This window comes from Arthrobacter sp. SPT-J7 (genome assembly GCF_059089965.1).
Genome location: NZ_JBNHFF010000001.1, coordinates 477,357 through 502,864, shown reverse-complemented (window position 1 = coordinate 502,864; position 25,508 = coordinate 477,357). Strand labels below are relative to the sequence as shown.

The following is a 25,508-nucleotide window of genomic DNA, read 5'->3' as shown; positions in this document are numbered from 1 at the left end:
TTCCTCCCTGAGTGTCGGCCTACATCCGGTTCTTGGTCCGGGCGGTGGCCGGGGCCGTCCACGGGTCCTCCGGCCACGGATGCTTCGTGTACCGGCCGCGCATTTCCGCGCGCACCTGCGCATACGGGCCGGACCAGAATGACGCCAGATCGTCGGTCACCGCCAGCGGCCGGCCGGCGGGCGAGAGCAGGTGGAACAGCACCGGCACCCGGCCGTCCACCAGCCGGGGCGTTTCCGCCCAGCCGAAGCATTCCTGCAGTTTCACCGCCACCACGGGGCGGCCGCCGTCGTCATCCGGTGCCGGGTAGTCGATCCGCACCCGCGAACCGCTGGGTACCTGCAGACGCTCGGGCGCCAATTCGTCGAATCTGGCCGCGTCGGGCCAGGGCAGCAGCCGGCGCAGCGGCTCGGCCAAATTCACCGCCGCGGCCGGCTTGCCGCCGGCCAGCGCCTCCAGTTCGGGCGACAGCCAGTCGGAGAGCCGGGCCAGCAAGGCCGTTTCCGCGACATCCGGCCACGGCGCCCCCAGTTCCCGGTGCAGCAGCGCCAGCCGGCGGCGCAGTGCCTCGGCCGGCTCCGACCAGCCGATGATGCCCAACCCGCCGGACTCCAGGGCGCGTGCCACCGCTTCCCGGCCTTCGGCGGCCGAGGGTTTAACCGGCGTCGAGGAAAGCACAATGGCCCCCAGCCGGCGCTCGCGGCGGGCCGCAACCTTGCCGGCTTCGAACCGCGCTTCCAGCCGGTCGGTCAGCAGCGTTCCGGCGGCGGCTTCCGCGGTGTCCGCCTCCAGCGGCGCCGCGGCACGGATCACTGCCCCGGTGCCGGCGGCATCGCGGCCCTGCGCCCGGGATACCTCGGCCACGGCCAGCCACTCGTGGCCGGCCAGCGGACTGCCCGACGGCAATCCGGCGCGGGTCCCGGACGCCAGCAGGTAGGTCTGGCCGGTACCTCCGGTGACGCGTCGGGCGACCCGTTCGGGGAAGGCCAGCGCCACAATATGTCCCGCTGTTTCCGCCGGGCCTGCCGGTACCCCGCTGCGGAAAGGCACGACGGCGGTGCCCTCCTGCCGCGCGATCTCCGCCAGCCGCCGCGCCTCCTCCCGCCAGCGCCGGGCTGCCGGATCGCCCCGGCTGGCCGCGCGAAGGGCCGCCAGCAGCTTGGCCAGATCGGCGCCGGGCGCGCGTTGGTCCCCGGAGACCAGCGCAACAACGTCGGCGGCAACCTGCGGCCCGGCGACCGCCGTACCGTCCAGCAGAGCCCGGCCCAGCCGCGGGTCGGCCGGAACCCGGGACAGGATCCGCCCCAGTTCGGTGGCCCGGCCGTCGTTGTCGATGGCGCCCAGATCGTGCAGGGTCCGCACTGCATCACCCATGGCCGCGGCCGGCGGCGGGTCCGGAAGCCGCAGCCCCTCGCCGCCGGGTGCACCCCAGCAGGACAGCAGCAGGGCGGCCGCCGTGAGGTCGCCGACGGCGATCTCCGGCGTGGGGTGCGCCGGGGCGGCACCAAAGGTCTTCTGGTCGTAGCAGCGCACCACGGTACCCGGCCCTTGGCGGGCGGCGCGGCCGGCGCGCTGGTCGGCCGAAGCCCGCGAGGCCGAGACGGTGACCAAGCCGGACATCCCGCGGGCGGCATCCCGCCGAGGTTCCCGCGACAAGCCGGAGTCGATGACCAGCCGCACCCCGGGCACGGTGAGCGAGGACTCGGCCAGCGAGGTGGAAACGATGACCCGCGGCGCCCCGCCGGGTTCCCGGCCGGCGACCGCCCGGTCCTGCGTGGTTGCATCGGCCTGGCCGTGCAGTTCCAGCACCTCGGTGTTCCGCCTTCCGGCCTGCGCGGCGCCATTGCTGCCGGCGCCTCGAACCTTGTCCCGGATCAGCGCTGCCACCTGCTGCACTTCCCACGCGCCGGGAACGAACACCAGGGCATCGATCGTCGAATCCCCGGCGAGCGCTTCGGCGTGGGCCGCTGCCGCGGTGGCGGCTACATGGTCCAGGAAACTACGCGCAACGCCGCGCTCATCCAGCCGCGCTCCGGCCGCAGGCGCCCACCGCACGTCCAAGGGGTACAGCGCGGAAGGGCAGTCGACCACCGGAGCCGGCCCACCGCCGTCGGGCGCTCCGATCAGGGAGGCGAACCGCGGAGCATCGAGGGTGGCGGACATCGCCAGCAGCGCGAGGTCCGGGCGCAGCTGGCGCACTTCGCCGAGCATGCCCAGCAGCAGGTCGGTTTCCAGTCCGCGCTCGTGCACTTCGTCCAGGATTACCGCGTCCGTGCCCTCCAGGCCGGGGTCGGAGAGCAGCCGGCGCAGCAGGATCCCCGGCGTTACGAACTCGACCAGGGTCTGCGCACCGGCCTGGCGCTCGCCGCGGACCGTGTAGCCCACGCGGCCGCCCAGCTTGCTGCCGTCGAGAAAGGCCAGCCGCCGCGCCGCCGAACGCGCCGCCACCCGGCGCGGCTGGGTGACTACGATGCGGGGCTGGCGGCCGGTTGCCCGGGCCGCCAAGTTCGCCACCAGCGGCGGCACCAGCGTGGTCTTGCCGGTACCCGGCGGAGCCTGCACGACGGCGGTGCCGCCGTGGATTGGTTCCATTGCGGAAGTACCGGGCGGGGAAGCGGCCGCCCCCGCAGTCAGCGCCGCGGCCAAGCTGTCCAGGGACCGGGCGAAGACCAAGCCCGAGCCGATGGCCTCCAAATTAAACGGCCGGAACTGGCTGCGCAGAGGTTCGGTGGTCCGGGATGCTGGTTGGGTCACTCTTCCATTGTGCCCACCAGGACACACCGGGAGGCGCCGGTGAAGGTCACTGCACTTCGAGCGTTGCGGAAGCCGGGAGCACCGACAACCGCCTGAAGGGTGTTGTGCAGGCCAGCAAGAGGGCCGCGCAGCCGATTAGGAAAAGTGAAGCCGCGGGCCCGGACTGATCGACGATGACTCCTGCGACGGCGGACGCGATCGAGGCACCGAAGTTCACCGTCGTGTTGATCCAGGCTGAGGCTTCGGTCTGCGATGCCTTGGGCACGGAGCCATCGGCGATGAGGTATCCAGTGATCAGCGTAGGAGCCAAGAACATCCCGGCAAGGGCGAGGCCCACCGCCAAGACGCTGACGGATGGCGCCCAGGCCACGAGCGAGACCAGCACACTCATGGCGCAGGACAGCACAAAAAGGGTGCTGACCAGCGATGCCTTCAGCTTGAGGTGGCCGTAAGCGATGCCACCGAGAGCACTGCCGGCGGCAAACGCGGCCAGCAGCCACCCGGAAAGTTCGACGCTTCCGTACTCGATCGCGAAGGCGGGAGCTGCGATCTCGACTACGCCCACCACCCCACCAACCCCGGCGAGCACCAAGAGCACACGCGCAAAGCCGGGCTGGCGCAGTGGCTGATCACCCCTCGCCCTCGGCAAGCTCACCCAAGCGAGGCTTCGGGATGCGCGGCTGAGCACCATTCCGAAGGTCCCGATGAGAGCGGTAACGGCGGTGAGAACGAGCCCGGTGCTCGGTGAAGCCGTGGTGATCACGGTCGTGATGACCACGGGGCCAGCCAAGAAGAGGAGTTCTTCGCTGACCGCGTCGAGACTGAACGCTTTCCGACGTTGGTCGCCGGGAACGGTCAGGGATGACCAGATGGCACGCATCGACGCACCTAGCGGCGGCGCACTCAACCCGATCAAAGCTCCAAGGGCGAGCAACCACCCGAATGCGCCACTACCGGGGGCGATGAAGGCGGCAAGTCCGAGGAGCCCTGCGGCGTGGGCGGTGGCCATGATCGAGAGGGGCACCCGCTGCCCCCAACGATCAACGGCACGCGCTCGCCACGGGGAAGCGGTGACGTTGGCGAAACCGAAAACAGCTGCGACGAATCCTGCCTGCGCGAAGGAGCCGGTGGTCTCCTGTACAGCCAGCAACAGACAAAGGCCGACCATCGCCAAGGACAGTCTGCCTGCCAGCGCCGGGATAAAGGCACGGAGCAAGCCCGGGATTCGAAGAACGCTGAGCACCTCGACAGCTTATGGGTCCACCTTCCGTGGCGGAAATCACAAGCCGAAGACAACTCCCTGCCGTTCCCTTGAACGGCACGCCAAGGCACCTGACCGCCATTTAGACGTGACGACGGCGAGGACAAGCTGTGCTCGTTCTTCCCCCTCCACAGCAGCGCTATGTCCCTTGGCACGGTTGTGGAACTGTGCCACGTTGGAGGTGGAACGGAAACAAATCCTTGATGAAGGGACGTGGTCCGGATGCCCAAGACGACCAAGAGCGGGAAGCCGAAGCAGAGCGAACTGCCGAGCACGCTGCAGCGTTCCGGCAAGAAGGCGCAGGAGACGTTCGCGGAGGCCCATGATTCTGCCGCCGAAACGTACGGCGACGAGGAACGCGCGCACCGCGTGGCCTACAGCGCGCTCAAGCACACTCATGAAAAAGTAGGCGACCACTGGGAGCCGAAGGAGAAGTACGGCCCCTCGGACAAGCAGGCCCAGGGCGGCAAGGACACCTCGCGGCAGACCAAGGGCGGAGTGGATGAGAACGCCTCCAAGGAGCACCTCTACGATCTGGCGAAGAAGCTTGATGTCCCCGGCCGGTCGAAGATGGATAAGTCCGAACTGGTCGAGGCGCTGCGCAAGGCCAACGACAGGGAGACCCGGAAGTCTCGGTAGGCAACTGCGCCGTGCCTGAGAGGCGCCGGGGACGGGGCCGATTAGGCTAGGCGGCATGGATCTGGAGAGCGCGGCGCAGGAGCTTTACGCGCTGCTGCCTGGTGAGTTCACCGCTGCCCGCAACGCGAAGGCCAAGGAAGCCGCGCAGGACGGAGACAAGGCTCTGGCCTCCCGGTTGAGAAGTCTGTCGAAACCGACGGCCGCGGCTTGGCTGCTCAACATGATGGCACGCCACCGCCGCGACGAGATCGAGGGGGTCATCGAACTGGGGGCGGCGATGACCCAGGCGCAGCACGAACTGGACCCCAGTCAGATGCGGGCGCTGGGTGATCAACGCCGCGGGCTTCTGTCCGCCATGGCGTCAAGCGGCCGGCAACTGGCGGACGAACTGGGCCACCCCGTCAGCCCGGCAGTTGTCACCGACGTGGAGCAGACGCTGCGGGCCGCAATGTCCGACCCTGCAGCGGGGGCTGCGCTGGCCAGCGGCCTGCTCACCGAATCGTTCTCCTCCACCGGGTTGGACCCGGTGGATCTGGACGGCATCGTCGCCGTGCCGGAAGCCGTGGGCTCGCCCGCACCCGCTCCCCCGTCCCGCCGCAGCGCAAAGACGCCACAGCGGGATGAGCTCGCCGAACGCCGGACGGCCAGGGCCGATCGGGCGGCAAAGCAGGCAGCCGAGGAAGCGGAGCGGCGCCGCCGGTTGGCACGGGCCGAGGTGGAAAAAGCGGAGCAGCGCAAAGTCGATGCCGAGGCAAAAGAACAGAAGGTCCTGGACAAGCTGGACCAGCTGCAAAACCGCCGCGATGCACTCGCCGATGAATTGGATGAACTGAAACAGCGCATCGAGGATCTGAAGCGTGAGGTCACCGCTACCGACCGCAAAATCGAAGCGGCCGAGGAAGATCTGGTGTCTGCGGCCAAGACCGCTGACCGGACACGGAAGGCTGCCGCCGCCGCACAGCGGGAGTTGGACGAGCAGGATTAGCCCTCGCCGTCGCCCGCTGCCGGCTGCCCGTTGGGGGCCATGTAACCTAGGTCTCAAGTCCAGTCAGCTGCCGCGCGTCGGCCAGATCCTCACCAGGGGGCACCATGTGGAGCATTGATGCGGCCAGGTCCGCACTGCTGATGATCGATATGCAGAACGACTTTGTGTTGGAAGGCGCGCCGATGGAGGTGCCGATGGCACGCAGGCGGCTGCCCGAGATGGTCACCGCCGTCGCGGCTTGCCGGCAGGCGGGCATCCCGGTGATCTACACCCGGCACGTGCTGCTTGACTCGTTCGACGTCTCGCCGCTGGAGACCACCTACAACCAGCGGCTGCAGACCGTCGGCATGCGCCGCGGAACCGATGGCGTGGAAGTAGTCGAGGAGCTGAAGCCCGAAGCCGACGACTACGTGCTGGACAAGCACCGTTACGACGCCTTCCACAACACCCCGCTCAAGAGCGTGCTGGCCACCATCCGCGGGCTCAACACCGTGGACACCGTGATCATCGCCGGCACGCTGACCGAAGTGTGCTGCGAGTCCACCGCCCGGAGCGCCTACATGAACGACTACAAGGTGGCGTTCCTTTCGGACGCTACCGGGGGCCGGTCCGAAGCTGCCCAAACCGCTACCCTGGATGTCGTCGGGACGTTCTTCGGCCGGGTGCTGAGCACCGCCGACATGGAACGGGAAATCGGCACCACGGCGTAGTGCGCGCAGCCAGCTGTCAGGCGGCCTGATGTTCCCGCTGCCGACGGTATTCGTGCCAGGTCAGCACCACAACCAGTACGTCGAAGACAGTCAGGGCCATCAGACCCAGCGTGGGTGAGACGGCGAACTGATAGAGCTGATAGGCGATAAACGCCACCAGCACCCCGATCATCCACGGATAGGCCCAGAGCTTGTTCATCAGCACGGCTGTCACCAGCACCACCTTCACCCCACCGTGCACCAATAAGTAGACGGCCGCATAGGCCACAGCGCCACCTGTCAGGCTGCCCGAGGCATGCAGCAAATGCGTCGCGATGAAGTCTCGGGGATCTTCAGCGAGTTCGGGCTGGGTCAGGCGCAGGACAAAACCGTGGATCTGGGCCGGATCAGCCACCAGCAGCAGCAAGCCGCCGATGATTTCGAGCGCACCGTCCAGTCCCTTGAGGACCACACCGGCGATGAACAGCCAGTCCCACCAGTCCTTGTCCCCGCCCCTCCACAGGCTCACGATCCGAATGTACAGCTTTCATGCGTAGTGCAGAATGTTTCCATGAGTGAGCTTTTGGAGCATCTGGCGGCCAATGTCCGCCGGTGGCGCGATGTGCAGGGGATGCCGCTGTCCCAAACCGGCGTCCAGCCCTTCACCTTTGGCTACCGGCCAAACCCGCCATGGACCGCGCTGCCGTCCCTGGGGTAGACAGGGATGGTGTCGGCGTCCGGGAGTCAGGGAACTGCCTTGGTGAACGCCACGCCGAAAGGTTTGCACCGCCGTCGTCCGCTGGGCTACTGATTGACATATCAACCACTTCCGAAGGCTAGGAGCAGGACATGAAGATCAATGCGCTGGTAGTCGAGGAGAAGAACGCCCCGTTCGTGCCCGAGCAGCTGGAGCTGGACGCACCCGGGCCGGGCGAAGTTCTGGTGAAGGTGGCCGCCGTCGGGCTGTGCCACACAGACCTGATCACCCAGGCCGGCGACATGCCGCTGCCGCTGCCAGGCGTGCTGGGCCATGAAGGCTCCGGCGTGGTGGAAGCCGTGGGACCGGGCGTCACCAATGTGGCCGTGGGCGACCACGTGATCATGGGCTGGCCCTACTGCGGCGAGTGCAAAAACTGCCTGCGCGGCGAGCACCGCTACTGCCTGCGGCTGGGCGAGGCGCTGGTCAGCGGCTCCCGGTTCAAGGGGCCGGACGCCGGGACATCCGCCTACACCCGGTCCGACGGCAGCACGATTTCCGGCCACTTCTTCGGGCAGTCCTCCTTCGCGGACTACTCGCTGGCTCTGGCTTCCTCGCTGGTGAAGGTGGACCAGGACATCCCGCTGGAACTGGTGGGACCGCTGGCCTGCGGCATCACCACCGGAGCCGGCGCGGTCTTCAACACCGCCAAGCCGGAGCCCGGCCAGTCGTTGGTGGTCTACGGTGCGGGCGCGGTGGGCCTGGCCGCCGTCATGGCCGCGAAGAACACGCCGGCCGCCACCATCATCGCCATTGACCTGCACGATTCGCGGCTGGAGCTGGCGCGCGAACTGGGTGCCACGCACACCATCAACTCCGGCAAGACGAACGCGCTGGAGGAGATCCAGCGGATCTGCGGCGGCCCGGCGGACTATGTGCTGGAGTGCACCGGCAACATCAAGGTGCTGGAAGAGGCCGCGGACGCCGTCGGCATGCTGGGCACGCTGATCCTGATCGGCGGGGCGCCCGCGGAGGCACGCTTCTCGGTGGACCACCTGCGCACCCTCTGGGGCAAGCGGATCATCGGGACCCTCGGCGGTTCCAGCACCTCGGCACAGCTGATCCCCGGTTTGATCGCGCTCTACAAGGCCGGCCGGTTCCCGTTCGACAAACTGGTGAAGTACTACGACTTCGACCAAATCGACACAGCTGTCGCCGACTCCACCTCCGGCGGCACCATCAAGGCCGTGCTGAAGACCGCCGGCTAAATACCCAGACCCCGGACCGCCCCGCGGTGGCCGGAACGTACCTACCCCATCACTGAAAGGACGGGTTATGTCCCTGCTTGATGCCTCCCTGTGGGAGGGCAAGATCTACCTCAACGGCTGGCGCGACGGCGGTGCCGGCACCGCTTCTTCGATGGAACCGGCCACCGGCGACACGCTGGGAACGTACGGCCTGGCCTCGGTCGAGAACGTGCGCGAGGCGGCCTCGGTGGCCGCCGCGGCGCAGAAGGAATGGGCCGCCCGCAAACCCGAAGAACGCGCCGCGGTGCTGCGCCGCGCCGGCGCGCTCTGGGAAGAACACGCCGAGGAGATCCAGTCCTGGATCGTCCGCGAATCCGGCGGCATCGGCCCCAAGGCCGGGCTGGAAACCCACATCGCCGCCAACGAATGCTACGAAGCAGCCGCGCTGCCCTCGCTGCCGGCCGGCGACGTGCTGACCTCCAACGAGGACCGCTGGTCCTTCGCCCGCCGCCGCCCGGTCGGCGTCGTGTCCGTGATCGCGCCGTTCAACTTCCCGCTGATCCTCTCCATCCGCGCCGTCGCCCCGGCGCTGGCGCTGGGCAACGCCGTGCTGCTCAAGCCCGACCCCCGCACCGCGGTCTGCGGCGGCGTGACCCTGGTCCGCATCTTCGAAGAAGCGGGCCTGCCCGCCGGACTGCTGTCCCTGCTGCCCGGCGGCGCGGACATCGGCGCAGCCGTGGTCGAGGCCCCCGAGGTCCGGGTCATCTCCTTCACCGGCTCCACCGCCGCCGGCCGCAAGATCGGCGAGTCCGCCGCCCGCAACCTCAAGCGCGCGCACCTGGAACTGGGCGGCAACAACGCGATGATCGTGCTGCCCGGCGCCGACCTGGACAAAGCCGCCTCCGCCGCCGCGTTCGGCTCGTTCATGCACCAGGGCCAGATCTGCATGACCACCGGCCGGCACATCGTCCACGAAGACATCTACGAGGACTACGTCGCCGCCCTCGCCGAGAAGGCGAAAAACCTGCCCGTCGGCGACCCGAAGACCGGCACCGTCGCGCTCGGCCCGATCATCGACGAACACCAGCTCAAGCGCATCGACTCGATCGTGCAGGACGCGGTCGCCGCCGGCGCCCGGCTGGCCGCCGGCGGAACCAACGACGGCCCGTTCTACTCCCCCACAGTGCTCGCCGACCTGGACCCGGAGAACACCGCGTGGAAGGACGAGATCTTCGGCCCGGTCGCCCCGGTGATCAAGTTCTCCACCATCGACGAAGCCGTGGAACTGGCCAACGCCAACGAGTACGGGCTCTCGCTGTCCATCCTCGGCGACGTCGGACTGGCCATGCAGGTCGCCGACCGGGTGGACTCCGGCAAGGTCCACATCAACGAACAAACCGTCTCCGACGAAGCGAACTCCCCGTTCGGCGGCACCAAGAACTCCGGCAACGGCTCCCGAATCGGCGGCCACCAGGCCAACATGGAATCCTTCACCGAACTCCAATGGCTCACCGTCCGCCCGGACATCGCCAACTACCCGTTCTAGCCTGACGGCCGGCGCTGCACCCGGCGCCTGCCGGACCGTTCACTACTGGGCCTGGCCGTCTCAGGTCTGCCACCACGACGCCGGTGCTTGGGTGGGGTTTCGCACCCCATCCAAGCACCGGCGTCGTTGTGTGCTGGCAGGCACGGGTCTACGTTAAGGGGAAACCGCGCCTCCGAGAGCCGCGTGCCCGCGCTTCTCGTGCCGGCGGACAGGAAGAGCACATCATGACGATTTCGGATGACCTTTTCGCTTCCCTCGAGCAGGGGTTGGACTGGCAACGGGAGCTGTACAAGGACCTGCACCGGAACCCCGAGCTCAGCATGGAAGAACACCGTACGGCGGACCGGATCGAGCAGGAGTTGACCGGCTTCGGCTACCAGGTCCAGCGGATCGGCGGGACCGGCGTCGTCGGCGTCCTGGACAACGGGTCTGGCCGCACGGTGCTCTCGCGGGCGGACATCGACGCGCTCCCCGTTAAGGAGGCCACCGGACTGGACTACGCCTCAGAAAATGACGGCGTGATGCATGCCTGCGGGCACGACATGCACGTTACGGCGCTGCTGGGCGCGGCGAAGCTGATGGCTGCCCACCGCGATGGCTGGGCCGGCACGCATGTGGCGCTCTTCCAACCTGGCGAGGAGACAGCCGCCGGCGCGAAGGCGATGGTCGACGACGGGCTGGTCGACAAACTGCCCAAGCCCGACGTGGCCTTCGGCCAGCATGTGATGACCACGGAGGCTGGCAAGGTCGGCACCACCGCGGGGCCCGTCCTTTCCGCCGGCGATTCGCTGAAGATCACCGTGCATGGGCGCGGCGCCCACGGTTCGATGCCACACAACTCCGTGGACCCGGTGGTGCTGGCCGCGTCGATCGTGCTGCGGCTGCAGACCATCGTTTCGCGCGAGACCGAGCCGGGCGAGTTTGCGGTGGTAACGGTCGGCGCTTCCAACGCCGGCACGAAGTCCAACATCATCGCGGACCATGCGGTGCTGCTGCTGAACCTGCGCACGTACGATATGGGTCTGAGGAAACGGATTATGGCATCGATCGAGCGCATCGTCCGCGGTGAGTGTGCGGCTTCCGGCTCGCCCAAGGATCCTGACTTCGACTACTACGACCAGTACCCGCTGACCGATAATGACGGCGAAACCACCCAGCGCGTCACCGCCGCGTTCACCAAGCACTTTGGCAGCGACGAGGTCTTCCACACCGACCCCAACACTGCATCCGAGGACTTCAGCCGGCTGCCGGACGCGTTTGGTATCCCCTACACGTACTGGACCGTCGGTTCCGTCCCAACCGACAAGTACCGCGCGGCGGTGGAAAAGGGGACGTTCTCCCAGGACATCCCCGCCAACCACTCGCCGTTCTTCGCCCCCGCCATCGATCCGACGCTCTCGGTCGCCACCCAGGCGCAGGTCGTCGCCGCGCTGGCGTACTTGGCCCAGTAGTACTTGGCACAGTAAGGGATTGGTCCCATGACCTCATCAACGTCGGTCCCCGTCCGGACCGACTGGAAACCGACCGACAAGTGGCTGCTGGGCATCGTCCTGGCCGTCATCAATTTCTGGCTCTTCGCCCAGACCCTGCTCAACGTCATCCCCGGCATCAAGGACCAGCTCGGCGTCGAACAGACGCTGGCTAACCTGGCTGTGTCGATCACGTCATTGTTTTCCGGCATCTTCATCGTGGTCGCCGGCGGACTGGCCGACCGGATCGGCCGCGCCAAAATCATGTACATCGGTATCTACCTCAGCATCCTGGGGTCGCTGCTGATCGCCCTGACGCCGGAGGATCTGGGCGCGCTGACGTCCTTCATGCTGCTGGGCGGACGCGCCATCCAGGGTCTGTCCGCGGCGTGCATCATGCCCTCGACGATGGCGCTGATCAAGAGCTACTACGAGGGCAAGGACCGGCAGCGGGCATTGTCGTATTGGTCCATCGGCTCCTGGGGCGGATCCGGTTTCTGCGCGCTGTTCGGCGGGCTGATGGCCTCCTCCTTCCTGGGCTGGCGGTCCATCTTCTGGATCTCGATCGTGCTGTCCGTGCTGGCGCTGTTCCTGCTCCGCGGCACGCCGGAGTCGCAGGCCGCAGCAGATCCCGACGCCGCCGCTCACCATTTCGACTGGGGCGGGCTGGCGTGTTTCATCATCATGCTGGTGGCCATCAACGTCTATATTTCGCAAGGGCCGGTGATCGGCTGGTTCAGTGGGCCCGGCCTGGCCCTGGTGGCTGCCTTCGTGGTGTTCGGTCTGCTCTTCCTGCAGATCGAGACGCACCGCAGCTACTCGTTCGTGGACCTGAAGCTCTTCAGCAACGGCACCTTCACCGGCGCGACGCTGTCCAACTTCTTGCTCAACGGCGCCGCGGGCACCCTGATCGTGGCGCTGGGACTGGTGCAGGTTGCCGCCGGCATGAATTCGCTGCAGTCGGGACTGCTAACGCTCGGCTATCTGATCGCCATCCTGGCCACCATCCGCGTCGGCGAGAAACTGCTGCAGCGCTTCGGCCCAAGAAAGCCGATGCTGTGGGGCAGCATGATCACCGGCGTGGGCATCCTGCTGTGCTCCACCACTTTCCTGCGGATCGGTGAGTACATTGTGCTCACCGTCATCGGGTTCACGCTCTTCGGCGTGGGCCTGGGCTTCTACGCGACCCCCTCCACCGATGCGGCGCTGTCCAACGTTCCCGATGCCCAGGTCGGCGCGGCCTCCGGCATCTACAAGATGGCGTCCTCGCTGGGCAACGCCATCGGCGTCGCCATTTCCGCTGCCCTGTACGTAGCGGCCCAAGCGGTGGACCCCCGCATCATCCAGTCCTGGGGGCTGTTCATCGGCCGGCAGGACAACGTGGCGCTGCGCTTCGGCGGCGCCGTCGGGCTGCTGTTCAATGTGTTTATGGTCGTGATCGCGATCGCCTCGATCATCGTCACCGTGCCGACCGAGCGCAGCAAGAAGGAACGAGAAGCCCGGCCGGACGAAGTCGCACCGCCTGCTTTCGGCAACTGACTCGTTGACCCTACCGGCGCCGCGGAGTATTAATGGCCGTTCAGGGCGCCATTCACCACAAATCCTTTCAGCGAAGGCACTGTCATGTCGGTCCATGCATCCAGCGGTTCAAGCATTCCAGGTTACGAGTACGGCGCGGTGTCCACCTCGCCGGTCACGCTGGCCGAGCTCGAAGACCTCAAGGCGAGCGTCATGTTAGGAGAAGACGACGCCGCCATGCTGCGCCGTGCCGGCGAGATCCTCGACGGCCAGGTGGAGGACGTCCTCGACGTCTGGTACCGCTTCATCGCCGGGCAGCCCCACCTGGTGGCCCACTTTTCCCGGCCGGACGGCCCACCGATCGAGGACTATCTGACGGCTGTCCGCCAGCGGTTCGGCCAGTGGATCCGGGACACCTGCACCAAGCCCTACGACCAGGAATGGCTGGACTACCAGAACGAGATTGCCCTGCGGCACACTCCCGAGCATAAGAACGCCACCGACCATGTCGGGTCCACCCAGGTTGTCCCGCTGCGTTATCTCATCGCGCTGATCGGGCCGGTGGTCACCACGATGCGGCCTTTCCTGTCACGTGGCAGCGATTCCGCGCAGGACGTGGATGCGATGATGCAGGCCTGGTTGAAGGCCGTGGTCCTGCAGATTGCATTGTGGTCCCGGCCCTACACGCTCCAGGGCGAGTGGTAACCGGCGGTGGCTTGCGGGTGCCGACCCCGGCCAGCCGGCGCCGGCAGGCGGTTCAGCGCCGGCGTCGCTCCGGTTCGAGGGCGGGCGTGGGAACCCAGCGGCGTGCCGCGGCGATGAGCATCGAGACCAGCAGGATGATCAGCACGCCGTCTGCTGCGATGTACAGGTAGTGGAGGGCGGAACCGCCGTCGTCAGCGCCGGCCAGCACCAAGTCCGTTTGCCGGTTGAGGAGCGGCCGGATCACCATAACCTTGGCCACGAGCACAACGACGGCGCCCCCAACCAGCGCCCAGAACCGCCGGTCCACGCGCTCCCCCACCAGGGACAACAACAGCAGCCCGGCCAAGACCAGCTCCACAATGTTCATCGCTGTGAACACCAGCCGGCCAATGCCCAGGCCGAGCGGAATGGTGATGCCGGGAGCCTGGAACTTCAGCGGTGCCTCGATCAGCGAGATTCCCGTGATCAGGCCCAGCCAGATGGCAGGCAGCACCAGCCGTGCCGCAATGCGCAGGCGATCCATGATCGGGCCTCCTTGTCCGGACCCATCCTACGTTCAGCTCGTCTTCTCACCGGTGATGCCGTCCATCTCTATCGGAAGGTGGGACGGTCCCCGCAGGAACGGGCTGGGCCGGTAAGCCGGCGGGTCCTCTACCAGTCTCGGGTTCTGGATTCTGCTGGCGAATTCGGTGAGGGCGATCTGGGCTTCCAGCCGGGCCAGCGGTGCTCCGAAGCAGAGGTGGATGCCGCCGCCGAAGCCCAGATGGCCGTTGTTGGGCCGGTCCGGGATGAAGCGGTCGGGGTCGGTGACGTGGGCGGGGTCGCGGTTGGCTGCGGCCAGGAGCAGCGTGAAGGAGGCGCCCGCCGGGATGGTGGTGCCTGCGATGTCGATATCGTCGAGCGCGGTGCGGAACGGGACGAAGTGCACGGGCGGTTCGTAGCGCAGCAGCTCCTCCACCATCGGGATGGCCAGGTCCGGGTCCTCGCGCAATCTCTGGAGCTCGAGCGGGTGGCGGAGCAGGGTCAGTGCGCCGTTGGCGATGAGGTTCACGGTGGTTTCGTGTCCGGCTATGAGCAGCAGCAGGCCGGTGCCCACCAGCTGCTCTGCGGGCAATCGGCCGTCCGGGCTCTCGTCAGTGGCCATCGCCGAGAGCATGTCTTCGCCCGGTGACTTCCGGTGGGACTCCACCAGTTCTTCCATAAAAGCGCGAAGCTCCGCGCCGGCTTCCGCCCGCTTTTTCTGCTGGGTTTCGGGGTCGAGGCCGGGGTCGGTGGATTGCAGGGCGATGTCCACCCAGACCCGGAAGCGCTGCCTGTCGCTCGCAGGCACGCCGAGCAGCTCGCAGATCACCGTGACCGGCAGCGGATAGGCCAGCTCATCGACGACGTCGATCCTGCTGCGGCCCGCCATCTTATCGATCAGGTCGGTGACGATTTCCCTCATCCGGGGCTCCATCCCGGCGATCCGGCCGGGCGTGGTGGGCGGTCCAAAATGGCGCATGGTCATCCGGCGATACCTGTCGTGATCGGGCGGAGCCATCATCAGGAACGTCGGTGTCATGACGGCGCCATCACCCTCCTCCCCGGAGACGCCGGCGGCGGCTGCGGCGGCGTTGCGGCTGATCTCGGAGCTGGACCGCGGGTCGTGCAGCAGCGAGGCGATTTCTGCGTAGGTGCTGACCAGGTAGGTGCCGTCCGGAAGCCGTGTCACCGGTGTCTTGCGGAGTTCAGCGTAAAACCGGTAGGGGTTGGCCCGGTTGGAATAATCGAGGACCTGCTCCCACAAGCTGGCTTGGGTCATGGTGAATGCTCCTTGGATCGTGGCGCGGTTTCTGCCGGTCTGCGGGACGGCGTGTCACCGGCAGCGCGGTTGGTCAATTTGGCTCGGCGTTCGTTGGGGTCGTGGCCGGTCACCACGACGGTTGCGTCCTGGGTGGGGCTGACCGCTGGCCTGAAGCCGGCCGGTACCGGCTGTCCATCGGCCGACTCGTCCACGTGGTGGAACGAGGGAGGGAAGGTCGCGGCCTGTTCGATCAACGGTTCGTAGAATTCGAGCCACTTGTTCTGGTTGAAAGCGACGGCCGCCACGATGCGGCCCTTGTAGCCGTAGACCGCCAGGAAGCGCCGCTGTGCCACCGATCCTTGGACGATGGCCACTTCATCAGCCGCCGAGGGAACTCCGACGCTCTTGATTTCGGTGCCGAACTGGACCGACCAGAACTGCGGCACTGCAAGGTGCGGCCAGCGGTCGGTCTCGCGGCTGACCATATTGTGCGCCGCAACCTCGGCCTGCGAGATGGCGTTGCCCCAGTGCTCAACGGCCAGGAATTGGTAGCCGTACATCGGCTGCGGGGCGCGCGCTATGTCCCCGGCGACGAAGACGTCGTCGGTGACCAGCCCGTTCGCATCGAAGGCACGGCAGCCGGCGTCGCAGGCAACGCCCCACACGCCGCACGCCAACCCGGACTCTGCGAGCCATTCGACATTCCGCACGGAGCCCAGCGCGGCGACCGCCACCTCGGCCTCTACTGTTGTCCCGTCGGACAGGACGGCCCGGCGCAGCTGTCCTGCGGCATCACCTTCCAGCGAAGTGACCCGGACGTCGCAGCGCAGATCCACGCCCTTCTCGATCTGCAACTCCCCGGCGATGGCGCCGATCGTGCCACCGAGGGCGGCGACGAGCGGTGTGGGACCGGCCTCAACTACGGTGACCGGCAGACCGAGTTCACGGCACACCGATGCGACCTCGCAACCGATGAATCCGGCGCCGATGACCAGCACCCGGCGCGGTCGGGCGGCCAGGAGCTGCCGGAGCTTCGAAGCGTCCTCCCGGGTGCGCAAGGTCAACACACCGTCCAGTGCCGCCTCCGCCGGGTGGGGCCAGGGGCGGGAACGCAGACCGGTGGCGATCAACAACTTGTCGAATTCGATCCGGCTGCCATCTGCGAGCTCAACTTGCTTCGCCGGCAGGTCCAGACCTGTCGCCGCGACTCCCAGCCGCCAGGTCGCAGCGATGTCCCGGCGTTGGGGCAACGAGGTATCTGCCGAGCGCATCGACCCGGCCAGGAGCTGTTTCGACAGCGGCGGCCGGTCGTAAGGCTCGTGCGGTTCTGCGCCGACCAGGGTCAGCGAGCCGGTGACCCCTTCCTCGCGCAGCCGCTCTGCTGCATGCAGCCCGGTCAGGGATGCTCCAACGATGACGATCCGGCCTGTTTTCTTGAACGTGTCGCCGGCGTCCCCAGTGGTGTCAGCCGTCCCGGACCCCGTTTCCGGATGGTGCGATCCATCCGGCCCGTCCGCCTGTTCTAAGGTGATGGCCTGAACCGGACAGGCAGCGGCGGCGCGCCGGATGCGGGTGCGTTCTGCCTCGTCAGGGTCGGGGTCGTACGTGAGCGCCTCATCCCCTTGGATGCGGAAGACCTCCGGGGCGAGAAAGGCGCATTGGGCGTAGCCCTGGCACTTGGTGAGATCGACGGCAATCCGCATGCCGAACTTCTTCCTGTTGCCGGCTGCGGCCGCCGTCCGCCGTTCGACCGGTGTCTTACGAGGAGTGAACCGCGGCGCCCCTTGTCCCGGCAGGTTTTCAAGCCCCTGAGGCGGGCCCGGGCAGGGGCCTCAATGTGATCCGTGATCCGGATGAATCGAGTCTAGGCCCCGCGGACGGGCGGCGGAAGTGAATTCAGGCGGGTTATCGGCCCACGGCTTGTCACCCTGGGGGACAGGAGGTGGGCCGCTTGCCGGGCTTCAGCCGGATCAGCGGGGCAGCCGGCCTGCCACCGGCGGTGGCGTCTGCGTGGCGTCCACCGGGTCGAGCGGGGTCCTGCGCCTGCGGCCGTCCCCCGGCGGGTCCTCAATGCGGCGCGGGCCGTTGATCATGACCGCTCCCACCAGCATCACCACAATGCAGGCGCCCAGCATGGCAAAGGATGCGGTCCACGAGCCGGTAGATTCGTGGACCACCCCGAACAAGAGCGGAGCCACGCTGGCACCGGCGTAACCGAGGCCTTGGCTGAAGCCGGAGAGCACGGCCGAGCCGTGGACGGTGCGCGAGCGCAGATTGACCATCAGCAATGCCACGGCGAAGGTGCCCTGCCCCAGCCCGGACAGCGTCACCCACCACCAGGTGCCGTTGTCCGGCGACAGCAGCAGTCCAGCATGCCCGCCCATCCAGCACACGGTGAAGACCAGGATGGCGGCGATCGGATGCTTCAGCCGGGGCACAATCAGCGGCACCAGCAGGCTGACGGGCAGCCCCAGAATGGCGAAGTAGGCCAAGGCCGAACCCGCCGTCGCGGCGTCGATGCCGTGCTCGGTGAGATACGGCGGCAACCAGGTGAAGTACACGTAGGTCTGTGCGGAATTGCCGGCCAGGAAAATGGCCAGGCCCCAGGCCACCGGCGAGCGCCACGGGTTCAGCTTCTTTGGCGTAGGCGAGGAAGCGGCCGCAGCCGAGGCACCGCCGTCGTAGGTCCTGCCCTTCCGGCGGTCGCGTGCCGCCTGCACCGCCCACGGAATGAGCACCACGGCGCTGACCGACGCCCAGAGGGCAAGCGAGACCCGCCAGCCAGCGGCCTCCGCCAACGGGACCGAGAACTGGGGGCTCATGGCCGTGCCCACCGCCAGCAGCGTCACGTAGCCTGCGGTGACCACCCCTATGCGGTCCGGGAAATATTTCCGCACGAGGGGCGGCAGCACCACGTTCCCCATGCCGTATCCGGCCATCACCACCGCGCTCAGGGTCAGGAAGGGCCAGACCCCGTCGACGGCGGCGCGGCCCACTTGGCCGGCGACTGCCAGCAGCACGGCCGCGACCAGCACCTTTTCCAGCCCGAGCCAGCGGATCAGCGCCGGGGTGCACAAGCCGGCCACCGCGAAGACCAGCGGCGGCAGCATGGCCAGCGCGCCGATGGTGGTCGCATCGAAGCCCAGCTCCGGGCCCAGTTCACCCAGCAGCGGGCCCACCGCGGAGACCGCAGCGCGCAGGCTGAGCGCCATGGTCAGGATGCCCAGCAGCGCCCCGATCCGTCCGGTCCAGGGCTTGCGGAGGAAGGAGTTCACCTGCCTACCCTAGCCGGGGGCGGGCCGCGTTACCCGACAGGATAGGACTCGCGGCGCAGCAGCCGGGCCAGATGAACGGCATTCCGGGCAGCCGTTGCGGTGGTCGCCGCCGTGACCTCGGGAGTCTCCGGCAGGTCCTGGAAATCGGTGCCATGCATCGCCTCGCCCACCCAGTACGTGGACCCCTGGGCAGGGATGCTGAAGCCGACGTCGGCCAGTCCCTGGTACAGCTCGGCCGTGACATGGTGTGCGCCGTCTTCGTTTCCGACGACCGCCACCAGCGCGACCTTGTCGAACATGCTGGGCCGGCCGGCCTCGTCGGTTTCGGAGAGCTCGGCGTCCAGCCGCTCAAGCACGCGCTGGGCGAGGCTGGCCGGGTGTCCCAGCCAGATCGGCGTAGCCAGCACCAGGATGTCTGCCTGCAGCACCTTGGCGCGGATGGACGGCCAGGCATCGCCGTCGCCCATGTCCGTCTGCACGCCGGGCTTGACGTCATGGTCCACCACCCGGAGCAGCTCACAGGCGACGTCCTGCCGGGACAGGTGCGTGATGACCTGCCGGGCCAGCAGTTCGCTGCTGGACGGTTTGGGCGACGGCGTCAGAGTGCACACCAGGGCCAGGGCGTTGAGTGTTGTCTCCTCCATGGCGCCATTCTGCAGGTTAGGCTGCCTCGGCGAAAGGGCGCGCCGCCGCAGGCTCCGAAAGCCGGCCACGCAGCGGCGTGCCGAAGCACTCGAAGGAGGCAGCGCCGTCCTTGTTCCCTCACGCCGTAACCAACTTACAAGGGGTGACACGCGCCACCGTAAGATGGTGCTGGCGCCCTCCCCGTGCGGCGCCGGGACCGCACCGCCGCCCAGCTGAAGGGCCAGTTGCGGCCCTGAGGAACAAGGAAGTGGTGCCACAAGCATGCTTGACCAGTCAACGATCGAGTCCATCGCCGACGAGCTGGTGGAGGCGGGACGGACCCGGACGCCGGTGCAACGGCTGACGGCCCGCTACCCGGAGATGACCATTGAGGACTCCTACAAGGTGCAGAACCTGTGGCGGGAGCGCAGCGAGGCCGCCGGGCGAACCCTGGCCGGCCGCAAGATCGGGCTGACCTCCAAGGCCATGCAGTACGCCACCGGCATCAGCGAACCGGATTACGGGATCATCTTCGACGACATGATCCTGGAGAACGGCTGCACCGTGCAGTGGGACCAGTACACCCACCCGCGCATCGAAGTGGAACTGGCCTTTGTGCTCAACCGCGACGTCAAGGGCCCCAATGCCACCATCTTCGACGTGCTGAACGCCACCGAGTACGTGGTTCCCGCGCTGGAGATCCTGGACTCGCGGATCGAAATGGAAGGCCGCACCATCGTGGACACCATTTCGGACAACGCCGCCATGGGCGCCATGGTGATCGGCGGCAACCCGGTCCGCCCGCAGGACGTAGACCTGCGCTGGATCTCCGCCATCCTGTACAAGAACCAAACCGTGGAAGAGACCGGCGTGGCCGCCGGCGTGCTCAACCACCCGGCCGCCGGCGTCTACTGGCTGGCCAACAAGATCGCCCCGCACGGCGACCACCTCAAGGCCGGCGAAACCATCCTCGCCGGGTCCTTCACCCGCCCGATGTGGGTCCACGCAGGCGATACCGTGTTCGCGGACTACGGACAGCTGGGAACCATCACATGCCGTTTCGAGTAGAACCCGACCCGTCCTTCAAGGACGCGCTGGCTGCCGCCGACCGCCCGCTGGCCGGCATTTGGGTCTGCTCCGGCTCGCCGTTGATCGCAGAGCTGTGCGCCGGCGCCGGCTTCGACTGGATCTTCATCGACGCCGAGCACTCCCCCAACGGGCTGGAGTCCGTGCTGGCCCAGCTGCAGGCGGTGCGCGGCTACCCCGGCATCCCGGTGGTCCGACCGCCGGTCAACGACACGGTGCTGATCAAGCAGTACCTGGACCTCGGCGCGCAGACGCTGATCATCCCGATGGTGCACACGGCCGAGCAGGCCCGGGCGGCCGTGGCAGCCACCCGCTACCCGCCGGCCGGTGTGCGCGGCGTCGGTTCCGCGCTGGCCCGTTCGGCCCGCTGGAACCGGATCCCGGACTACCTCACCCGCGCCCAGGAGACGCTCACGCTGATCGTGCAGATCGAGTCCGCGGAGGCCGTGGAGAACGCCGCGGAGATCGCCGCGGTGGACGGCGTGGACGGCGTGTTCATCGGCCCGTCGGATCTCGCCGCGTCGATGGGCGTGATCGGGCAGCAGGAGCACCCCGAAGTGGTTGCCGGCGTGGAGAAGGCGCTGAAGGCGGCCCAAGCGGCCGGCAAGTTCGTGGGGGTCAACGCCTTCGCCGAAGGCTCGGCCCGCCGCTATATGGAGTGGGGCGCCGACTTTGTGGGCGTCGGCGCCGACGTGGCGCTGCTGGCCCGCGGCTCCGAAGCGCTGGCCGCCAAGTACCTCCCACCGGACGGGGACGGCGCAGCCGGCACTCCCGCCAGCTACTGATCCTGCCAACAACGACGGCGGCGCTTGGGTTGGGTTTCGCAGCCCACCCAAGCGCCGCCGTCGTCCTGCGCAGCCCCGGCGTTAAACCTGCGCAGCCCCGGCGTTAAAATCGGAGCAATGAATCTGGGCGTGGCCGAGGAGGTTGAGCAGTGGCAGCTGCACGCACGCTGGGCCAGCCGGGCATGAACCCCGCCTTGGCGCGTATCTCGGCCGAGCCCGGCGGTGTCGGGCTGATCGACCATCCGCTCCGGGCACCCGGGGCGGATGAAGTGGAGCTCCGGGTCAGCCTCTGCGGGTTGTGCGGATCGGACGTCATTGTCTACCGTGCCGACCCGGCAGCGGATTCGGTTCCGCTCGGCACGGTTCTTGGACACGAGTCAGTAGGCGCTGTGATCCGCGCCGGGCTGCTGGTTCCGGAATGGCTCGCGCCCGGGACCCGTGTAGTGCCGATTTCCACCGTGGGCTGCGGCCACTGCGAGGCCTGCCGGGCGGACCAGCCGCACCTGTGCGCCAAGCGTTCCGGACTCGGATTGACCCAGCACGGCCAAGCAACCGAGCGGGCGCTGGTTCCGTGGCGGAATCTGGTGCCCGTGCCGGAGTCGGTTCCGGATACCACCGCGGTTCTCGCCGAGCCCGCTTCCATCGCCTGGCGCGCGGTCTTTACCGTGGCCCGGATCCAGCCCGGGGAGCGGGTGGCGATTTCGACTACCCGCAGCATTGGCTTGCTCGCCGGTCTGATGGCACAGCGCGCCGGCGCCGAGGTGACGATGATCGGCCGTGAGGGCCCCGGGCATGCGGCTCGAGTTGCGTTGGCCGAAAGCCTTGGCTTGGACAGCACCACCGGGCAGCTGCCGGACACCTACGATGCATGGGTTGAAGCTACCGGCTCGGGCTTGAATCTGGCGCAGGCGGTCCAGGACCTGCGGCCCCGCGGCCGCCTGGTCATGGTGGCGATGTATGCCACCGGCACCGCCCCGGCGCCCGTGGTCCGCACCAGCAAGAATCTTTCCGTCCTGCACAGCTATATCTCCATCCGATCGGATTTCGAGCAGGCCCTTGCTTTCCTCGCCAGGCTGCCGGACCTGGGCGAGCGCCTCATCACGCCCTATCCGATGGACCGGGCCCTGGAGGCGCTGCGCCTGACCGCGGACGGCAGCATCGACGCCCTCGGACGGCCGCTGATCAAAGCCGTGCTGCAGCCTGACCTTTGACACAGAAAAGCCCTCGACATGTGACCAAATGGTCACCTATCATGGGCTGATGGATGCCGTGTTCAAAGCTTTGGCGGATCCCACCCGGCGCGAATTGCTGGATGAACTGTTCCGCGAGGACGGGCAGACTCTCGCTGCACTCGAAGCGCACTTCGATATCACGCGCTTCGGCGTCATGAAGCACCTGAAGCAACTGGAAGCGGCCAACTTGGTGGTCACCCGCCGCCGCGGCCGGGAAAAGCTCCACTTCCTCAATCCGGTGCCCATCCGGCTCATCCACGACCGCTGGGTGAGCAAGTATGCACAGCCATGGGCCGCTGCGCTGAGCGACCTCAAATCCCGATTGGAAAACCCCATGGAAAAGATTTTTGAGATCTATATCCGCACAACTCCGGACAAGCTCTGGGAGGCCATCACGGACAGCGAGATCAGGAGCAAGTACACCTTCGGCAACCGGATCGAGACCGACTGGACACCGGGCTCCAGCTACACCATGACCAACCTCCGCGCGGACGCCCCGCTGGGCGAAGGCGAGAACTTGGAAGTGGACCCGCCGCGCCGACTGGTGCAGACCATGCGCGCGCTCTGGGGCGAGGACGTGATCGCCGAGGGCACATCGCGGGTGACCTGGGAGATCGAACGGGTAGAGGACTCCTGCCGGCTCACGGTCACGCACGACCAGCTGCGCGACGGCGCGAACGAACAGCTGTACGGCGGCTGGCCCATGATCCTCTCCGGGCTGAAGACCTGGCTGGAAACCGGCGAACTGCTCACCACCCCGGGTTCGTTGATGTACACCTGACCCCAAGGCCCCATCGAAAAATCAGCAGGCGCCCTTTTCACGGCTGAAAAGGGCGCCTGCTGAACAGTCAAGGCGGGACTGGACCCCGCGGGGAGCCTGGGGGCGAACCCCGGAGTGCCGCGGTTAGGAGAGCTTGGCGGCCACCAGGGAGGTCAGGTCCACCAGGCGGTTGGAGTAGCCCCACTCGTTGTCGTACCAGCCGATGACCTTGATCTGGTTGCCCATGACCTTGGTCAGGCCGGAGTCGAAAATGGCCGAGGCCGGATCGGTAACGATATCCGAGGATACAATCGGGTCCTCGGTGTAGGTGAGGATGCCGGCCAAGCGCGGGTCCGCGGCGGCTGCCTTGAACGCGTCGTTGACTTCCTCCACTGTGACCTCGCGGCTCACGGTGACGGTCAGGTCGGTGGCGGAGCCCGTGGGCACCGGCACACGGATGGCAAACCCGTCCAGCTTGCCCTTCAGCTCCGGCAGCACCTGCCCGATCGCCTTGGCTGCGCCCGTGGACGTGGGGACCATGTTGATGGCGGCGGCGCGGGCCCGGCGCAGGTCCCGGTGCGGGCCGTCCTGCAGATTCTGGTCCGCGGTGTAGGCGTGGATGGTGGTCATTAAGCCCTGCTCGATGCCGAAGTTCTCGTGCAGCACCTTGGCCAGCGGGGCCAGGCAGTTGGTGGTACAGGAGGCATTGGAGACGATGTGGTGCGCACCGTCGTCGTACTCCCCCTCATTGACGCCCATCACCACGCTGAGCACGTCCCCCTTGGCCGGGGCGGAAATCAGGACCTTGCGCGCGCCGGCCACTAGATGCTTTTCCGCATCCGCCGCCGAGGTGAAGCGGCCGCTGGATTCGATCACGATGTCCACGCCGAGTTCACGCCACGGCAGGTTGCCGGGATCGGGTTCGGCGAGGACCTTGACGACCTTGCCGTCCACCACCAGATCGCCGTCGGCAACCACCACATCGGCAGCCAGCCGGCCGACGACCGAATCGTACTTAAGCAGGTGGGCCAGCGTTTCCGGCGAGCCGAGGTCGTTGATGGCCACGATCTCCAGGTCCGAGCCCAGTTTTCCCTGCGCCATGGCGGCCCGGAAGTAGTTCCGGCCGATCCGTCCGAAACCGTTGATACCAATCCGCACTGCCACAGGAACTCCTTTTATTTAGCGTCTAAATTTATGTTCCATTACTATTATGCTGATGCTGCCGAACAAGGTCAAGGGGAACGATGTGAGCTCCACCGCCACCACTCCGCAGGTGCTGCGGCTGGCCAACTTGAAGGCCGTGCTGTCCGTGATGCGGGCGAACGGCGCGGTGACGGGCACGGACCTGATCGCGGCGACCGGACTCACCCGCGCCACCGCGATAGCGGTCTGCGACGACCTGGCGGCCCGCGGCTGGGTCCGCGAACTGCCGGGTGAACGCCTTGTGGGCACGACAAAGGGCAGACCGGCCCGGCGGTTCGAATTCAACCCGGCTGCCGGCTGCGTGCTGGGGATGGACGTAGGCATGGCCACCGCCACCGCACTGGTGGCGGATCTGAAGGGCCGGACCCTGGCCAGGGCGTCCGAGCGGTTCGAGAAGCCGCCCGCCAGCGCAGCCTCACGACGCGCCACCATTAAGCAGGTTGTCGCCAGCGCGCTGGCTGAGGCTGGGCTGGCGCCGTCCGCCGTGTTGGCCGCCGCCATCGGCGTTTCCACGGTGGTGGACCGACATGGCAACGTGGCTGCCGGGCACGAACTGTCCGAGCACTTCGACATTGGCCTGCAGACCGACGTCTTCGCCGACTACGGCTGGCCGGTCCTCCTGGAGAACGACGCCAATCTGGCGGCACTGGCCGAACGCTGGAGCGGCGTGGGAACGGGGGTCGACGACCTGGCCGTCATGCTGGCCGGCGAGCGCCTGGGCACCGGGCTGATTGAATCGGGACGTCTGCTGCACGGCTGCAACGGGGGCGCCGGCGAAGTGGGCACCCTCGAACTGGTGGACGGGGTGGGCAGCCAGGACGGCATCGCCCGGCTCGCCCGCTACTGGGGCAACGAGGCCCTCGCCGCGGACAAGCCAACACTGATCCGCGAACTGGTAGGACCGGGAACCAGCCGGGTCTCGGCGCGTTTCGTGTTCGAGGCGGCGGCGCGCGGGGACGAGGTGGCGCAGGGGATCCTGGAACGGATCGGCCTGCGAATGGCCCGGGTGATCGCCGTACTTGGGACCTTCTTCAATCCCGAACTGGTGGTCATTGGCGGCGCGGTGGCGGCTTCGGCATCGGCCCTGTTGCCCACCATCACCCGCGAACTCCCCCGGCTTACCGCAACCCCTCCGCGCGTGGCGGTCTCCGAGTTCGGCGATGCGATAGTGGCCACCGGTGCCGTACGGCTGGCACTGGACTACGTGGAGGAACACGCGATGGAACTGGCCCCGGCCGACGCATCGGCTTGA

General features: G+C 67.5%; 23 protein-coding genes. 14 read left to right on the top strand and 9 right to left on the bottom strand.

Going from position 1 to position 25,508, the window contains the following annotated elements; translation table 11 throughout:
- Positions 1–19: 19 nt before the first annotated feature.
- Positions 20–2,752 carry an ATP-dependent helicase HrpB gene (gene hrpB / locus AC5RWX_RS02310; protein ID WP_493945017.1) on the bottom strand — a complete coding sequence of 911 codons (2,733 nt, stop codon included), beginning with the start codon at positions 2,750–2,752 and terminating at the stop codon, positions 20–22.
- A 46-nt stretch (positions 2,753–2,798) separates the two neighbouring features.
- A complete protein-coding gene (locus AC5RWX_RS02305) occupies positions 2,799–3,995 on the bottom strand; it encodes an MFS transporter (RefSeq protein WP_493945018.1) in 1,197 nt (398 codons plus the stop codon).
- Between the two features lie 240 nt (positions 3,996–4,235).
- Here AC5RWX_RS02305 and AC5RWX_RS02300 point away from each other — a divergent pair, with 240 nt between their 5' ends.
- The 3 genes from AC5RWX_RS02300 to AC5RWX_RS02290 all read left to right on the top strand — a co-directional run bounded on the left by AC5RWX_RS02300 (position 4,236) and on the right by AC5RWX_RS02290 (position 6,347).
- Positions 4,236–4,652: a ChaB family protein gene (locus AC5RWX_RS02300; protein WP_493941293.1), complete on the top strand. Its 417-nt coding sequence runs from the start codon at positions 4,236–4,238 to the stop codon at positions 4,650–4,652.
- Between the two features lie 55 nt (positions 4,653–4,707).
- Complete coding sequence (locus tag AC5RWX_RS02295) at positions 4,708–5,637, top strand: hypothetical protein (protein WP_493945019.1); 930 nt, start codon at positions 4,708–4,710, stop codon at positions 5,635–5,637.
- A gap of 104 nt (positions 5,638–5,741) precedes the next feature.
- Positions 5,742–6,347, top strand: coding sequence for an isochorismatase family protein (locus tag AC5RWX_RS02290; RefSeq protein WP_493945020.1), 606 nt, complete (start codon positions 5,742–5,744; stop codon positions 6,345–6,347).
- Between the two features lie 16 nt (positions 6,348–6,363).
- Here AC5RWX_RS02290 and AC5RWX_RS02285 read toward each other — a convergent pair whose 3' ends face one another.
- The gene (locus tag AC5RWX_RS02285; RefSeq protein ID WP_493945021.1) at positions 6,364–6,855 is read right to left on the bottom strand and encodes a DUF2127 domain-containing protein; all 492 of its coding nucleotides are present in this window, start codon (positions 6,853–6,855) and stop codon (positions 6,364–6,366) included.
- A gap of 42 nt (positions 6,856–6,897) precedes the next feature.
- On the opposite strand from AC5RWX_RS02285, the gene AC5RWX_RS02280 reads away from it, so the two are divergent.
- From AC5RWX_RS02280 to AC5RWX_RS02255, 6 genes are all read left to right on the top strand, one after another.
- Positions 6,898–7,044: a hypothetical protein gene (locus AC5RWX_RS02280; RefSeq protein ID WP_493945022.1), complete on the top strand. Its 147-nt coding sequence runs from the start codon at positions 6,898–6,900 to the stop codon at positions 7,042–7,044.
- Positions 7,045–7,175: 131 nt separating this feature from the next.
- Complete coding sequence (locus AC5RWX_RS02275; protein WP_493945023.1) at positions 7,176–8,291, top strand: NAD(P)-dependent alcohol dehydrogenase; 1,116 nt, start codon at positions 7,176–7,178, stop codon at positions 8,289–8,291.
- A 67-nt stretch (positions 8,292–8,358) separates the two neighbouring features.
- The gene (locus tag AC5RWX_RS02270) at positions 8,359–9,816 is read left to right on the top strand and encodes a benzaldehyde dehydrogenase (RefSeq protein ID WP_493956641.1); all 1,458 of its coding nucleotides are present in this window, start codon (positions 8,359–8,361) and stop codon (positions 9,814–9,816) included.
- Positions 9,817–10,040: 224 nt separating this feature from the next.
- Entirely contained in the window at positions 10,041–11,267 is a 1,227-nt protein-coding gene (locus AC5RWX_RS02265) for an amidohydrolase (RefSeq protein ID WP_493945142.1), read from the top strand.
- Positions 11,268–11,294: 27 nt separating this feature from the next.
- Positions 11,295–12,824 (top strand): MFS transporter, encoded by a 1,530-nt coding sequence (locus AC5RWX_RS02260; protein ID WP_493945141.1) that lies wholly within the window; start codon positions 11,295–11,297, stop codon positions 12,822–12,824.
- Between the two features lie 84 nt (positions 12,825–12,908).
- Positions 12,909–13,508 (top strand): protoglobin domain-containing protein, encoded by a 600-nt coding sequence (locus AC5RWX_RS02255; RefSeq protein WP_493945140.1) that lies wholly within the window; start codon positions 12,909–12,911, stop codon positions 13,506–13,508.
- 52 nt (positions 13,509–13,560) lie between these two features.
- Here the strand turns inward: AC5RWX_RS02255 and AC5RWX_RS02250 are convergent, their stop codons facing one another.
- The 5 genes from AC5RWX_RS02250 to AC5RWX_RS02230 form a co-directional block, all read right to left on the bottom strand.
- Entirely contained in the window at positions 13,561–14,031 is a 471-nt protein-coding gene (locus AC5RWX_RS02250) for a hypothetical protein (RefSeq protein WP_493941278.1), read from the bottom strand.
- 33 nt (positions 14,032–14,064) lie between these two features.
- A complete protein-coding gene (locus tag AC5RWX_RS02245) occupies positions 14,065–15,309 on the bottom strand; it encodes a cytochrome P450 (RefSeq protein WP_493945139.1) in 1,245 nt (414 codons plus the stop codon).
- Positions 15,306–16,994, bottom strand: coding sequence for an FAD-dependent oxidoreductase (locus AC5RWX_RS02240; protein ID WP_493945138.1), 1,689 nt, complete (start codon positions 16,992–16,994; stop codon positions 15,306–15,308). The genes AC5RWX_RS02245 and AC5RWX_RS02240 overlap by 4 nt, the downstream gene beginning before the upstream one ends.
- A 267-nt stretch (positions 16,995–17,261) precedes the next feature.
- Positions 17,262–18,566 carry an MFS transporter gene (locus AC5RWX_RS02235; RefSeq protein WP_493945137.1) on the bottom strand — a complete coding sequence of 435 codons (1,305 nt, stop codon included), beginning with the start codon at positions 18,564–18,566 and terminating at the stop codon, positions 17,262–17,264.
- A gap of 29 nt (positions 18,567–18,595) precedes the next feature.
- On the bottom strand, positions 18,596–19,210 hold the full coding sequence (locus tag AC5RWX_RS02230; protein ID WP_493945136.1) for a flavodoxin family protein: 615 nt from the start codon (positions 19,208–19,210) through the stop codon (positions 18,596–18,598).
- Between the two features lie 262 nt (positions 19,211–19,472).
- Between AC5RWX_RS02230 and hpaH the strand changes: the two genes are divergently transcribed.
- From hpaH to AC5RWX_RS02210, 4 genes are all read left to right on the top strand, one after another.
- A complete protein-coding gene (hpaH, locus tag AC5RWX_RS02225; RefSeq protein ID WP_493941273.1) occupies positions 19,473–20,258 on the top strand; it encodes a 2-oxo-hept-4-ene-1,7-dioate hydratase in 786 nt (261 codons plus the stop codon).
- Positions 20,243–21,061, top strand: a complete 819-nt coding sequence (locus AC5RWX_RS02220) for an HpcH/HpaI aldolase family protein (RefSeq protein WP_494096949.1) — start codon at positions 20,243–20,245, stop codon at positions 21,059–21,061. Before hpaH ends, AC5RWX_RS02220 begins: the two co-directional genes overlap by 16 nt.
- Positions 21,062–21,210: 149 nt before the next feature.
- Complete coding sequence (locus tag AC5RWX_RS02215; protein ID WP_493945134.1) at positions 21,211–22,272, top strand: alcohol dehydrogenase catalytic domain-containing protein; 1,062 nt, start codon at positions 21,211–21,213, stop codon at positions 22,270–22,272.
- A 49-nt stretch (positions 22,273–22,321) separates the two neighbouring features.
- Complete coding sequence (locus tag AC5RWX_RS02210) at positions 22,322–23,074, top strand: ArsR/SmtB family transcription factor (RefSeq protein ID WP_493945133.1); 753 nt, start codon at positions 22,322–22,324, stop codon at positions 23,072–23,074.
- 123 nt (positions 23,075–23,197) lie between these two features.
- Here the strand turns inward: AC5RWX_RS02210 and gap are convergent, their stop codons facing one another.
- A complete protein-coding gene (gene gap, locus AC5RWX_RS02205; protein WP_493945132.1) occupies positions 23,198–24,217 on the bottom strand; it encodes a type I glyceraldehyde-3-phosphate dehydrogenase in 1,020 nt (339 codons plus the stop codon).
- 52 nt (positions 24,218–24,269) lie between these two features.
- On the opposite strand from gap, the gene AC5RWX_RS02200 reads away from it, so the two are divergent.
- Positions 24,270–25,508 (top strand): ROK family transcriptional regulator, encoded by a 1,239-nt coding sequence (locus tag AC5RWX_RS02200; protein WP_493945131.1) that lies wholly within the window; start codon positions 24,270–24,272, stop codon positions 25,506–25,508.

Coding starts and splice junctions, on each gene's coding strand:
- AC5RWX_RS02260 (WP_493945141.1), top strand. CDS start 11,295: ATGACCTCATCAACGTCGGTCCCCGTCCGGACCGACTGGAAACCGACC.
- AC5RWX_RS02270 (WP_493956641.1), top strand. CDS start 8,359: ATGTCCCTGCTTGATGCCTCCCTGTGGGAGGGCAAGATCTACCTCAAC.
- AC5RWX_RS02220 (WP_494096949.1), top strand. CDS start 20,243: ATGCCGTTTCGAGTAGAACCCGACCCGTCCTTCAAGGACGCGCTGGCT.
- AC5RWX_RS02210 (WP_493945133.1), top strand. CDS start 22,322: ATGGATGCCGTGTTCAAAGCTTTGGCGGATCCCACCCGGCGCGAATTG.
- AC5RWX_RS02245 (WP_493945139.1), bottom strand. CDS start 15,309: ATGACCCAAGCCAGCTTGTGGGAGCAGGTCCTCGATTATTCCAACCGG.
- AC5RWX_RS02240 (WP_493945138.1), bottom strand. CDS start 16,994: ATGCGGATTGCCGTCGATCTCACCAAGTGCCAGGGCTACGCCCAATGC.
- AC5RWX_RS02290 (WP_493945020.1), top strand. CDS start 5,742: ATGTGGAGCATTGATGCGGCCAGGTCCGCACTGCTGATGATCGATATG.
- AC5RWX_RS02265 (WP_493945142.1), top strand. CDS start 10,041: ATGACGATTTCGGATGACCTTTTCGCTTCCCTCGAGCAGGGGTTGGAC.
- AC5RWX_RS02230 (WP_493945136.1), bottom strand. CDS start 19,210: ATGGAGGAGACAACACTCAACGCCCTGGCCCTGGTGTGCACTCTGACG.
- AC5RWX_RS02275 (WP_493945023.1), top strand. CDS start 7,176: ATGAAGATCAATGCGCTGGTAGTCGAGGAGAAGAACGCCCCGTTCGTG.
- AC5RWX_RS02300 (WP_493941293.1), top strand. CDS start 4,236: ATGCCCAAGACGACCAAGAGCGGGAAGCCGAAGCAGAGCGAACTGCCG.
- AC5RWX_RS02250 (WP_493941278.1), bottom strand. CDS start 14,031: ATGGATCGCCTGCGCATTGCGGCACGGCTGGTGCTGCCTGCCATCTGG.
- AC5RWX_RS02280 (WP_493945022.1), top strand. CDS start 6,898: ATGAGTGAGCTTTTGGAGCATCTGGCGGCCAATGTCCGCCGGTGGCGC.
- AC5RWX_RS02295 (WP_493945019.1), top strand. CDS start 4,708: ATGGATCTGGAGAGCGCGGCGCAGGAGCTTTACGCGCTGCTGCCTGGT.
- AC5RWX_RS02200 (WP_493945131.1), top strand. CDS start 24,270: ATGCTGCCGAACAAGGTCAAGGGGAACGATGTGAGCTCCACCGCCACC.
- hpaH (WP_493941273.1), top strand. CDS start 19,473: ATGCTTGACCAGTCAACGATCGAGTCCATCGCCGACGAGCTGGTGGAG.
- AC5RWX_RS02255 (WP_493945140.1), top strand. CDS start 12,909: ATGTCGGTCCATGCATCCAGCGGTTCAAGCATTCCAGGTTACGAGTAC.